Annotated in this window: 17 protein-coding genes; 1 reads left to right on the top strand and 16 read right to left on the bottom strand. The window is 59.5% G+C overall.

The features are described 5' to 3' along the window. The 6 genes from EN884_RS12595 to EN884_RS12570 form a co-directional block, all read right to left on the bottom strand. The coding region (locus EN884_RS12595; protein WP_164894989.1) for a hypothetical protein at positions 1-210 on the bottom strand (210 nt) is incomplete at its 3' end. After that, a complete protein-coding gene (locus tag EN884_RS12590) occupies positions 207-926 on the bottom strand; it encodes a hypothetical protein (protein ID WP_063168467.1) in 720 nt (239 codons plus the stop codon). The genes EN884_RS12590 and EN884_RS12595, both read right to left, overlap by 4 nt. Next, positions 926-1,273, bottom strand: coding sequence for a hypothetical protein (locus EN884_RS12585; RefSeq protein WP_063168466.1), 348 nt, complete (start codon positions 1,271-1,273; stop codon positions 926-928). Before EN884_RS12585 ends, EN884_RS12590 begins: the two co-directional genes overlap by 1 nt. Further along, complete coding sequence (locus EN884_RS12580; RefSeq protein WP_063168465.1) at positions 1,270-1,812, bottom strand: DUF1643 domain-containing protein; 543 nt, start codon at positions 1,810-1,812, stop codon at positions 1,270-1,272. Before EN884_RS12580 ends, EN884_RS12585 begins: the two co-directional genes overlap by 4 nt. After that, entirely contained in the window at positions 1,809-2,249 is a 441-nt protein-coding gene (locus EN884_RS12575) for a hypothetical protein (protein WP_063168464.1), read from the bottom strand. The genes EN884_RS12580 and EN884_RS12575 overlap by 4 nt, the downstream gene beginning before the upstream one ends. Continuing rightward, positions 2,242-2,478, bottom strand: coding sequence for a hypothetical protein (locus EN884_RS12570; protein ID WP_063168463.1), 237 nt, complete (start codon positions 2,476-2,478; stop codon positions 2,242-2,244). Before EN884_RS12570 ends, EN884_RS12575 begins: the two co-directional genes overlap by 8 nt. Before the next feature lie 43 nt (positions 2,479-2,521). On the opposite strand from EN884_RS12570, the gene EN884_RS38620 reads away from it, so the two are divergent. After that, positions 2,522-2,899: a hypothetical protein gene (locus EN884_RS38620; protein ID WP_063168462.1), complete on the top strand. Its 378-nt coding sequence runs from the start codon at positions 2,522-2,524 to the stop codon at positions 2,897-2,899. On the opposite strand, the gene ssb is transcribed toward EN884_RS38620, so the two are convergent. The 10 genes from ssb to EN884_RS38615 form a co-directional block, all read right to left on the bottom strand. Next, on the bottom strand, positions 2,896-3,408 hold the full coding sequence (ssb, locus tag EN884_RS12560) for a single-stranded DNA-binding protein (protein WP_342030142.1): 513 nt from the start codon (positions 3,406-3,408) through the stop codon (positions 2,896-2,898). The genes EN884_RS38620 and ssb overlap by 4 nt on opposite strands. 116 nt (positions 3,409-3,524) lie before the next feature. Further along, positions 3,525-3,695, bottom strand: a complete 171-nt coding sequence (locus EN884_RS38965; protein WP_164774291.1) for a hypothetical protein — start codon at positions 3,693-3,695, stop codon at positions 3,525-3,527. Between the two features lie 4 nt (positions 3,696-3,699). Beyond that, positions 3,700-4,302 (bottom strand): hypothetical protein, encoded by a 603-nt coding sequence (locus EN884_RS12555; protein WP_127224490.1) that lies wholly within the window; start codon positions 4,300-4,302, stop codon positions 3,700-3,702. 14 nt (positions 4,303-4,316) lie between these two features. Then, entirely contained in the window at positions 4,317-4,784 is a 468-nt protein-coding gene (locus EN884_RS12550) for a DUF5662 family protein (protein ID WP_063168459.1), read from the bottom strand. 2 nt (positions 4,785-4,786) lie between these two features. After that, the gene (dnaN, locus tag EN884_RS12545) at positions 4,787-5,905 is read right to left on the bottom strand and encodes a DNA polymerase III subunit beta (RefSeq protein WP_063168458.1); all 1,119 of its coding nucleotides are present in this window, start codon (positions 5,903-5,905) and stop codon (positions 4,787-4,789) included. After that, positions 5,902-6,822: a 3'-5' exonuclease gene (locus EN884_RS12540; protein ID WP_063168457.1), complete on the bottom strand. Its 921-nt coding sequence runs from the start codon at positions 6,820-6,822 to the stop codon at positions 5,902-5,904. The genes dnaN and EN884_RS12540 overlap by 4 nt, the downstream gene beginning before the upstream one ends. Then, a complete protein-coding gene (locus EN884_RS12535) occupies positions 6,819-8,078 on the bottom strand; it encodes a hypothetical protein (RefSeq protein WP_063168456.1) in 1,260 nt (419 codons plus the stop codon). The genes EN884_RS12540 and EN884_RS12535 overlap by 4 nt, the downstream gene beginning before the upstream one ends. After that, a complete protein-coding gene (locus tag EN884_RS12530) occupies positions 8,075-9,013 on the bottom strand; it encodes a PD-(D/E)XK nuclease-like domain-containing protein (RefSeq protein WP_063168455.1) in 939 nt (312 codons plus the stop codon). The genes EN884_RS12535 and EN884_RS12530 overlap by 4 nt, the downstream gene beginning before the upstream one ends. Then, the gene (locus EN884_RS12525; protein ID WP_063168454.1) at positions 9,010-9,747 is read right to left on the bottom strand and encodes a hypothetical protein; all 738 of its coding nucleotides are present in this window, start codon (positions 9,745-9,747) and stop codon (positions 9,010-9,012) included. Before EN884_RS12525 ends, EN884_RS12530 begins: the two co-directional genes overlap by 4 nt. A 139-nt stretch (positions 9,748-9,886) precedes the next feature. Continuing rightward, positions 9,887-10,152: hypothetical protein (locus EN884_RS38615; protein WP_164894988.1), on the bottom strand; the 266-nt coding region annotated here is incomplete at its 5' end.

The following is a 10,152-nucleotide window of genomic DNA, read 5'->3' as shown; positions in this document are numbered from 1 at the left end:
CTCTTGGAGATAGCGGTTGTTCGCCTCGAGCAGATCCTGCACGCGCCGCTTGTTCCCTGCTTCCATGGCGGCGCCGACTGCGGCGCACATCATCCGGTACTCATCGGCATTGTCGCGCTTCAGTTCGGCCACGTAGTTGTCATCAGTTCGCTCGTTGATGACCCTCATGAAGGCGAGCAGTGCGGCGTCGAGGTGTTCCTGTTCGGTCATGGCTTCACCTTGTCGATGTTCTGGTGGATGACGTGCGACCAACTGGTGACGCAGACCCACGGGTTGGTGTCCCAGGAGCCGACGCCGTTGATGCTCTCCCAGAGAGAGCGATAGGACAGCACGGCGTTCTCGTCATGGTAAGGCACGACGCTGTGCGGATGATCCTTGCGATAGTCCTTCCAGCCGAACTGGCCGACGTGATCGGGGATCTTGCCTTCGTATGGTATGCGCTCGATGCCTTCCGCAATGGTGCCGGCCTGGGTGATGTCGTGCAGCTGCTCGACGCGCACGCCGGTCACCGGCAGCGTCATGCGGGAGAACCTCTTGAACATATGCATGGGGCGCGCTTTGTCGCGCTGCCATTCCGCCGGCCAGCTATGGTCGAACGACGGTTTGGCATCCGCAGAATACAGGAGGTATTTCTTGTATCCCGGGCCTGCGGACATCGCTTCGATCTCCTCGCGGACATAGAGGCGATCGCCGACGGCATGAGGCAGGAAGGGTGAAAGTTGCCTGGTGATGTCGTCCCAGTTGTCGGCACCGACATGGCCTTTCCAGCACCAGTGCCGATACTCACTGTCATGCAGTCGCTTGCCCTTCCAGTCGTAGACCTGGAGGTGCGCGGGCTGAGGATTCAACACTCGACGGGTTTGTGTCTTGGTGCCGGCGAGCAGGGCTCGCACCATAGGCGCGCTGAAAGGAATTGGCCGATCCATCAGCGGTTCCACCACGGTGTCTGCGGCTCCGACCAAGTCGAGCCATAGGAGTTGACGACGGACGATGGCTGCTCGACACGGCCGAACGTTCTGTAGACCGGCTGGACTGGCAACGGGTCGCTCTCGTTGGCGCGCGTGATGTAGCCTTCGAGGCGCGCGACCTCGAGACTTTTGGTCATTAGTTCAGTCTTCAAGTCGGCGACGGCGGAGCTTTGCCGATCGCGTTCTTGCAAGGCCACTTTCATGGTGGCTTCACTGGTGGCCGCTTTCTGTTGCAGTAAGCGCTTCTCATCGTTGATGGTCGCAACCCGGAGTTCGAGATCGGCCTTCGTCACTTTCTTGCTCATCGGGTTCTCCATGTGATCGGTTGCTGGTCTCTTGGAATGCGATGCAGTCCGCGAGCCATCGGATGCTTGGGCGCACCGCTCCGTGTCGTGCCAAGGCAGATCAGTTCGACGCCGAGATTGAGCGCTCGCTCGATGAACCAGAATGATGGATCCTGACCATCGTTGCCCCATGCGGCGAGCATCTTGCCGCCGTGGTTGTGCGCATAAAGGATTGCCGCGTGAACACTGTTGAGGTTGTAGGGGCCGACTGGGTCTTCCGCCTTAAACATCACGGCTGGCGACGAGGAGCGGAAGGCATAGAGATTGACGATCAATAGGCCGCCGTAGCCCCACAGCTTCGCAAAATGGATCAGCGCCAGGATTGTCGGATCATTCTTCTGATGGTCTGCCGTGCTTGGGTTGAGCATGCAGACGACCAGCATTGGAAGGTCGGCATTCCATACGCGCCGGAGCTCGTAGCGATAGATGTTGTCCCAGCCGCCGAAGACGGCCGTCATCTGCATGTCGTCGAACAGACTGGGTTGCGCCAGCGCGTTCATGCGACCGCCCTCCAATTGGGGAATGGGATTTCCTGCTCGCGAGGCCACCAAGCGTAGCGCCATCCCTGGAAGCCCTTCACTGGCCCCGGAATGGTGACAGCCACCGCATCGCCGCGCCGGCAGATGCACCATTGGTCAACCCCGTGATATGGCGGAGAAGCATCGAGATCGGCTGCGTCCATGTAGACGCCGCGGACGCCGTCGGAGCCGTCCTTCAGATCGAAGCTGAGTCCGCGCAGCGCAGTGACCGGCGCATACCCGCGTAGCCGGCCATGGGCGACCACATAGAGGCGATCGCCGACGTTGATTGGCGGGCGTGAGCGGGACGTCAGATACCAGCCCCATTCGGTGCCTGACCATGCGGCCCCGACTGGGTCGCCTTCAGCGATCCATTCTTCCCAGAAGGTCTTGGGGCAGGTAACGACCAGATCAGACATTGGCCACCGGCGGATGGATTATATCGCCGTCGGCATCCATGAGCGGATTGGCCGGCCAGCCATGGGCGCGGATATTGAGCGAGCGCAGTCTCCGGTTATAGGCTTTGAAGGCGAGGGAGAACGGCGTCGTCAAAACGGCCTGCACGGTCCAACAAACCGGCCAGATCCCCCATGCGAGGAAGAAGGTGACCGCCGGATGCGCGCCGGCGAAGGTGAAGAAGTCGTTCATATCATCCTGCCTTTTTCTTTCCCTCGAGTTCCGGGAACAACGCATGGAGCCGATGGTGGCACTTCGGACAGAGCCAGACGACTTCCAGCGGTTTGGTGTAATCTCTGTGATGAGCGTGAACCTCATCGTCTCCGCAAAATTCGCACGGTTGTTTGAAGAGTCTGCCGTCGCGCACCGCATTGCTAACGGCGGTCTGCGCCTTATAGGCAACCGGGTTCTCTTCTCGCCAAGCCATCGTTATTTTCCTCGCCTTGGCTTTCCGGTCTGGGCGCTTGGCACGATTGCGATCATATTCCTGCACCGCCGGGTTTGTTCTTGCGCGCTCTCGCACGCGGCGCTTGACACACTCTTTGCAGGTGCTGTGTTTGTCGTAGAAATCATCGACGATCTTATCCTCGGAACAGTTCCTGCAGATCATTAGAACGGCACTTCGTCGCCCAATCCGCCACCACCAAAGCCGCCGCCGGATGAACCGCCACCTCCGGACGATCCGCCGCCGCGCGACGACTGGCCTCCACCAGAGTTGCCGCCACCGCCACCGCGATCATCCTGGCGCTCGCTGCGGCCACCGTCGCCATCATTCTTGGCGCCGAGCAGGTACAATTCCCCATTGAATGGCGCGATGACGACTTCAGTCATGTACTTGTCGTTGCCGGCTTGGTCCTGCCATTTTCGGGTTTGCAGTTCCCCGAAGATGCCGACCAGGCTTCCCTTCCTCACGTACTTCTCGACGATGCCGACCGTGCCCTGATTGCGGACGGCAATGTTGTGCCACTCGGTTCGCTCCTTGCGCTCGCCGGATTGCTTGTCCTTCCAGGACTGGCTCGTAGCGATGGAGAAATTCGCCACCTTGTCGCCGTTGTTGAAGGATTTGATCTCGGGATCTTTGCCGACGTGGCCAACGATCAAGACCTTGTTGATACCACCCATCAAACACCCGCTTTCTTGTTCAGCGCGGCATTAACTTCGTTTGCCGTCGCATTTCGATCTTCAGTCACATAGGCGTCGACGATGGTCGTGCACTTGCCGCAGAGACACATGTCGCCCTAGACGGATGACATCCCGCCCTCGCGCGGCGTGCCGGCGCGCACGGTCTCCATGGCCATGTCGTGCAGGGACGCGCCTTTCGGAATTGCCTCCGCCGGGTCCATGTCGAATGTCATGGCGCCGACGCAGCCGTCGCACCGGAAGTGAGCTCGGATTGAGGAGAGAGTCATCTGCTCAACATCCGCACGAAAAGTAGATGGCGCGCTTGGTGATTTTCTGACCGGTGACGACCTCGACGTGATCCCAGAATTCAGGCGGGATTTTGCCATGAGCGTCTTGGCCGTTGAAGTGCAGGTAGTCGTCATCCCAACTTTCTGCACCATCGCCGACTGCGGCGGCCATGACAGCCTCGTAGCCAGGGCAATCAGAGTTTTTCACAAACTCGCGGAGCCATGCTTCAGAAGTTTCCTTGTTCGGCGGCGCGGGCGCAACGTAGTGTTCGTCAGCGTCTGCGTGAAACGTCGCCTCTTCCGGGAATGATGGATGGCTCCAGACGTGCCGTAGCGACGTGATGGTGCGCGGAAGGACGACGAACCAGAAGCGCTGGCCGGACTGAACAAGACCGCCTAGGAACGGGTCAACTATACCGGTGGCGTCATGGCGCGCCGGGACAGCGCAGCCCTTCTCGATTTTGACGCGCTCGCCCGGGCGAAGCCTGACACCGGCCACGACCGGCTCAACAGCAAGGTGGATGGCGTCTCGTCCGCTGTTGTCGGGGATGGGGTGCGTTCCGAGTGTTTCAAGGGCGTCGGTTGCCACGGTGTGCTTGTTGGCCATTTTCGCATCCTTTGTCATTTCACAGCCCACCCCAGGTCTGCGGCCGTGTTCCTGAGAATGTCTGCCAGCATCGGATCGATCTTGTACTTGTCGATCGAGTAGGAGAGGTTCATCGGCTCCCCGGCGTCTCGATCGACATTGGCTGCTCGCCAATCGCAAAACATTTCCACGAGACTCATCAGCGTCATGCCGGAGATGCCGCGCTCCAAGTGGAATTCTGGATGGTGGTCGTTATTCGCGTGATGGTGCGTGATCATCTCGCCGAGCATCGCCGTCCGCCGGCGCGCCTCATCAGTCCCATGCGGCGCCGGCCCGTCTCGTTCGATGATGGTCATCAGTTCATCCAGCGGACCTTTCTCGGTCGGTGTAAACTTCGACATGTCATGGAATTCCGCGCGGACATCCATGAGGTGGCAGAAATGATGAATGGCCTTGCGGACGTGTCCGATGTGCCTGTTCGTGCTTTCTGTTGAATCGGCCATGGTTACACACGCATCGGCATGAGAACGTACAGCGAGGCCGGATCCTTGTCTGTCGTGATGACCGTTGGGCTGCCGGCGTCGGTCAGGCTCATGCGGACTTCGCCGGCGCCAATGACGCTGCATATGTCACTGAGGTATTTGGCGTTGAAACCGATCTCGAGTTTGGCGCCGGAGTAGCCAATGTCGATGTCTTCTTCCGCCGACCCGTGGTCGGGATTGTTGACCGCCAGGCTCAGCTTGGTTTCCTCGAACGTGAGCTTGACCGCGCGGCCGCGCTCATTGGAGATGGTAGTGACGCGGTCCGCGGAAGCCGACAGCGCTTTGGAGTCGACCGTGGCGATCGTATTGGTCAAAGCTGGGATGACGCGGCGATAGTCAGGGAAACTGCCATCAATGAGTTTGCTCGTGAGCACCGTGGTTCCCGACATCACCCGGATTTTGTTCTCACTCACCTCGATCTTGACCGCTTCGGCGCCGGCGCTCTTGGCCAGCGTAATGATCTCGCCGACGGTCTTGCGCGGAACAATGATTGGCGGGAAGTTCTCGACGTCGCCGCTCGGCTCACGGAAAGACTTGGCCAGCCGATGCCCGTCGGTTGCCACGAAGGTGATGGCGCCAGGGTGTTCGCTGTCGTGATTGAAATGCACGCCATTGAGGTAATAGCGGGTTTCCTCCGTCGAGATGGCGAACTGAACCTTGGACAGCGCCTCAAGCAGGACGTCACCGGCGAATTCAATGGTGTGCGAATAGTTGCCGTTCGACATCACGGGATAGTCCGTCTCAGGCAGGGTCTGCAGCCTGAACTTCGACCGGCCGGCGCCGACGCTGGCAACCTGGCCATCCTTCTCGCTCTCGAAGGTGACTTCGGCGCCCGGGGCCATCTTGCGCAAGATATCGCCGAGCAGTCGGCCGGGCACGGAGGTCGCACCGGGGCTTGTCACATCTGCCTTGAATTCCAGAGATATCTCCAGATCAAGATCGGTCGATTTCAGCGTGACGGTATCGCCCCTTGCGGCGATGACCACATTGCTGAGGATCGGAATCGTGTTCCGGGATTCTATGATTTTCCCTGCGACGCTCATTGCGTCAGCGAAGGCCTTCGCGGCTGCGGTGAATTTCATAGCGGAAACATCTCCTGGGTCTCGTATGCCGCCACAGGCGGCAGTTCCTGGGCCGGTGGCGTCTCGGGCAGGCTGTTGGCTTTGAACTGCCTGTTGAGGTCGACGCGCTCGTTCTCAAGCCGCTGGTCGACCTCTCGGCGCTCCATCTCGCGACGGACGGTGAAGACGACGTCCTCGCCGAAATCCTTCTTTAAGATCCACGTTAGCATGGACCATTCAACGTCCTTCCACGGCGTTCCCTTGCCGCCGTTGTAGTAGGTGTCGCCAATCTTGCAGGTTGGGATCGGCGCCGGGTTGTTGGTGAATTTCACCAGCTGCTCGATGGCGTGGCCGGCGTTCAGCATGTCTCGCACGGTATGCGCCGTGACGTAGGAGTCCGGCTGCGCCCGATGCGGTGGCATGCACAGTTCGCGGTCGATGCCCTCCGGCCGCAGGTAATAGCGCAGGCCGTTGTTCTTGAATGTCGGTGAGTCAGGATAGAGGTTGAGGGCGCACCGGTAGGTATCGATCCACGGAGCCTTGCCGGTGATCTCCTCGCTCAACCATTTGCGCTCGAATTCAGCCCCATGGGCGGCGTAGGCGACGACGTCGACATCGAAGACCAGCGGGTGAACCTCGCGCCACACCGGCGCGCCGACGACGTCGCAATCCATGATGTGGTGGACCGCCATTGTCTCGGCCGGAATGGGCTGCAGGGGATTGACCAAGTATCCCTTCCCTGGTCGCACCTCCCATTGCGTCGGCTCGCCAAACAAATCGGTCCGGGTCGCGACGACGTCGGTGTATCCGATCTCCACGATGCCGTTCGGCTCGGGCTCGGAGAACAGTGTTTCCAGATCGACGACCCGCACCGTAGGTGGCGACTCGACTGGAGGGTTGGTCATCTCGGATGGGTTGAAGGTGTCGTGCGCGGTCATAGGTCAGATGATCCTGAAAATGAGGTGTCGATGTCGGCATGGATTTCGTCGAGCAGGCCGTCGGCATCGGTGTCGCCCTTGGCGCGCGCCATCTGCTTGTCATAGATCGACTTGGCCAGCGCACGGTCGACGCCGCCCTTCGGTGCGCCGCCGTTGTCCTGCCAGAACATGGCGGAGGCCTTGTCGACATTGGCCTCTGTCTGCATGCGGGCGAGACTCGACGCGTACTTTTTGAACAGTTCGGCGGGAAGGCGCTGGATGGCGCCCTCGCTCTTCCCGCCGTCATCGCTCTTGCTCCGGTCATCGGAACCCTGCGATGAATTGGTGGAGCGGCTGTCATCAACCGGGGATGAGTTTCCGCCGCTCCGGCCAGCATCGTCAGATGCCGGCTTTGCTGAGGCCGCTTTCGCAGATGACGACGTGGTCTTTTCCGTAACCGCCGCTGTGCGCTGTACCTCAGTTTTCAGAATCTCTCCGGTCTTCGGGTCGATCGTCTCCATGGCGACCTGGCCGGAGTTGGTCAGTTGCTTCACGTTGTCGGGATTGAAGCCGTCGGCCGATTGCCTGCCGCCGAAGCGCTCGTTGAGCGATGGAGTGATATCCCGCGCAAGCTGTGCCTGGCGCTCCATGCCGATCTCATAGAGTTCATCATCACCAAGAACGCCCATGATGGCACCGGGTTTGTAGACCCGTGGCCATTCGCGACTTCCGCGGTAGACCAGCATCTTGGTATAGGTGGCCGGCCGCCAAGGTGAACCGTTACCGGTCGTCTTCCACTCAGCGACCGACCCATCCATGATCTTGAAGCGCGGGTGGCGGTAGCCTGGCTTCAGTTCCGCGATGATGTCATCTGGGAGGGGCTCGTCGCAAAGATAGATGTGGTGCTGCTCGCTCCGCGGATCGCCGGTGAAGTAGTGGTGGAGTTTGATGTGGAACAGCGATTCGAGGACGGCCGCAATCACCTTGCCTTCGAACCCGAGCCGGCCGTGGACGATGGCGGCGCAGGCGAGCAAAGCAAATGGTGAGATGTTCCAGCGGTCCGCTTGTTCGACAACGGCAAACACGTTGGCGACAATTACGTCGCGAGGCAGATCGGTCTTCTTGTTTGCCGGCCCTTCAGTGCGAAGGCTTTCCGGAACCAGACTCGATGATGCAATGCGCTCCGTGAGCGTCCAAAGGTATTCCAAGCGGGTAGGATCAATCGCGGCCGAAGGCCGGTACGTCTCGCCCTCTGGCTGGCGGGTAATCTCGTTCAAGCTGCTAACTCCTGCTCTATGAGGGCAAGGCGCCGCTCAGCCTGTGTTCTCGACCACGGCGTGCGCCGCACGAATCCGCCGTCGCCAGAAAGGTTCTTCGGGCCAGGCCAGTACCCGGTGTCCAGCGCCTTCCTAAACAGGCGCAGCGCTGCATGGTTCTCGGCGGTGCCGGCGTCGATCTCTTTCGGGTCGACGGTGTCGATGCGCACGCAATGCGGACGCTTCTGTTCGACGTAGACGAGATAGAAGTTTTCCATCTGTCGGCGCAGAACGACGCTCATGGCCTCGTTCACGAGGGCGGCCTGTTGGTGATACCCTCTTTCCCCGAGAGCGCGCGAGATGCCATCGTCGGTGATGTCCGAAACGCATTTCAAATCAGCGGCATCGGAATCGTTGGGAACCGCATCCGGCCGGCTCTTCAGCCATATCCCAGTTTCAGGATCCTGCCAGAACAGCGAGAGCTCGACCATGCCGTTGAGGATGCCGCCCTGCACCGGCGGCTCAGCGGCCAGCGTCTTCGACATGCCCTTGATGTACTCGAGTTGCTCTGGCTTGAGGACTGTCAGTCCTTCCAGCGCACGCTCAGCCAGCCACTGCTTGCAAGTCGCGTTGTTCCCATTCCAAGCGCGACCGTCCGGCGCCTCAGTAGGGCGTATGACGAAGAAGTTGGAGAAGTCGGCTTCTCCAAGCAGCAAAAAGTGCGCTGCACGGCCCAAGATGGTGGCCTCGGTGTCCTGGAATTCCTGCCGGTCAGGGTTTAGCGGCGACTTATCCCAGTAGTGGGCTAAGCTCTCATTGAAGATGGTGCGCAATCCACTGGAACTGATCGATGGCCCGTCCGTCGGCTGACCGTGATAAAATTCCATAGGCACATTTTTATATGCGCCAGACTCGGTGATCTTGGTGCCAGGAACGTATTCACGTATCTCAGTCATGTCCGTTCCCTCATAGGCTGCGTTAGTGCGCGCTCCACCGACCAACCGCGGCGGAGGCGCTTATTAATCTCATTTGAGGAGATGCCGACCGCTGAAGCCCACTCGTGGCTAGTTTTGGTCTCACCGCGAAATTCTATCCGCCGAACTACACGCGTATTCTTCGCTTGCTCAGGTCGGGTAGCCCAGGCCACATTGCCAGGCTCATAGTTGCCGTCATTTTCTTTGCGCTCGATAGAGTGCTTTGACGAGAGGCGCATACCTAGATCGGTGATGAAGCATTCGAAGCCACCGCGCTCACCATCTCCATGCAACCACCTGTCGCAAACCTTTATGCCGCGACCGCCATAATCGCTAAAGCGCTTTACCCTTGGGTTTAGACACCTGTTTTTCATGCCTGCCCAAATTCGCCATTCCCGAGTATGGGAGAGACCATGCGTCGTTCTGATTTCTCGGTTTTTGTCGACAAGCAGACACCCGCAGCTACGCGTGACTTCCGTTGAGACGAGATAGCCCTTAGTGATGATTTCGTTCCCGCATTCGCATGCAAACACAAACGCATGATCCGATCCCATTCGACCGGCATACGAAGCAGCAGTGAGCCGATTGAATTTCCGCCCAGTTATATCTTTGAAGAGTGGGTGAATGGGCTTCTGTTCGATCACCAGTTTCCCACGCTTGCGCCTGTCGCGCCGCGTTTGACTATCGAACAGTTCCATGATGGCGGCAGAACTCATGCTCACTCGTCAGCATCCTTCTTGATGACGCGGATGAAGCCAACACCGGACGTTCGCCAAAAGCGTCTATACCGAAGATGAAACCAGACGCGACCGACCTGGGCCTCCCACGCAGTCGCTCCCTTGAAGCAGACGAACGTCATTCTGCGGCCTCCAGCGCTTGCTCCTGGCGAATGGACCCATCTTCTATGACAATCGCAGTCGGCCGCGTGCTATCAACCGTCTCGACGAATACCTGGAGGTCATGCTCGATCGCGAACTGCTCAAGCAGCGCCCACGACTTCTTGTCGAGAAGGCTGCCGTCCTTGATGATGGCGACCTTCAGTTTCGGGCTCATTGCCGCGGCGATCGCGACAGAAACCCGGATCTTCTCCGCCTGCGATGCCTGATCGAGTGGCTGACCAT

The sequence above is a fragment of the Mesorhizobium sp. M7A.F.Ca.AU.001.01.1.1 genome (genome assembly GCF_004022735.1).
Classification (GTDB): domain Bacteria; phylum Pseudomonadota; class Alphaproteobacteria; order Rhizobiales; family Rhizobiaceae; genus Mesorhizobium; species Mesorhizobium ciceri.
Note: the sequence above shows the minus strand (reverse complement) of the source record. Positions and strands in the feature narration are given on the sequence as shown.

What these genes read in the sequence shown, in the direction of transcription:
- EN884_RS12530 (WP_063168455.1), bottom strand. Translation starts at nt 9,013, where the DNA reads ATGACTGAGATACGTGAATACGTTCCTGGCACCAAGATCACCGAGTCT.
- dnaN (WP_063168458.1), bottom strand. Translation starts at nt 5,905, where the DNA reads ATGAAATTCACCGCAGCCGCGAAGGCCTTCGCTGACGCAATGAGCGTC.
- ssb (WP_342030142.1), bottom strand. Translation starts at nt 3,408, where the DNA reads ATGGGTGGTATCAACAAGGTCTTGATCGTTGGCCACGTCGGCAAAGAT.
- EN884_RS12570 (WP_063168463.1), bottom strand. Translation starts at nt 2,478, where the DNA reads ATGAACGACTTCTTCACCTTCGCCGGCGCGCATCCGGCGGTCACCTTC.
- EN884_RS12540 (WP_063168457.1), bottom strand. Translation starts at nt 6,822, where the DNA reads ATGACCGCGCACGACACCTTCAACCCATCCGAGATGACCAACCCTCCA.
- EN884_RS12580 (WP_063168465.1), bottom strand. Translation starts at nt 1,812, where the DNA reads ATGAACGCGCTGGCGCAACCCAGTCTGTTCGACGACATGCAGATGACG.
- EN884_RS12525 (WP_063168454.1), bottom strand. Translation starts at nt 9,747, where the DNA reads ATGAGTTCTGCCGCCATCATGGAACTGTTCGATAGTCAAACGCGGCGC.
- EN884_RS12585 (WP_063168466.1), bottom strand. Translation starts at nt 1,273, where the DNA reads ATGAGCAAGAAAGTGACGAAGGCCGATCTCGAACTCCGGGTTGCGACC.
- EN884_RS12575 (WP_063168464.1), bottom strand. Translation starts at nt 2,249, where the DNA reads ATGTCTGATCTGGTCGTTACCTGCCCCAAGACCTTCTGGGAAGAATGG.
- EN884_RS12550 (WP_063168459.1), bottom strand. Translation starts at nt 4,784, where the DNA reads ATGGCCGATTCAACAGAAAGCACGAACAGGCACATCGGACACGTCCGC.
- EN884_RS12590 (WP_063168467.1), bottom strand. Translation starts at nt 926, where the DNA reads ATGGATCGGCCAATTCCTTTCAGCGCGCCTATGGTGCGAGCCCTGCTC.
- EN884_RS12555 (WP_127224490.1), bottom strand. Translation starts at nt 4,302, where the DNA reads ATGGCCAACAAGCACACCGTGGCAACCGACGCCCTTGAAACACTCGGA.
- EN884_RS38965 (WP_164774291.1), bottom strand. Translation starts at nt 3,695, where the DNA reads ATGACTCTCTCCTCAATCCGAGCTCACTTCCGGTGCGACGGCTGCGTC.
- EN884_RS38620 (WP_063168462.1), top strand. Translation starts at nt 2,522, where the DNA reads ATGGAGCCGATGGTGGCACTTCGGACAGAGCCAGACGACTTCCAGCGG.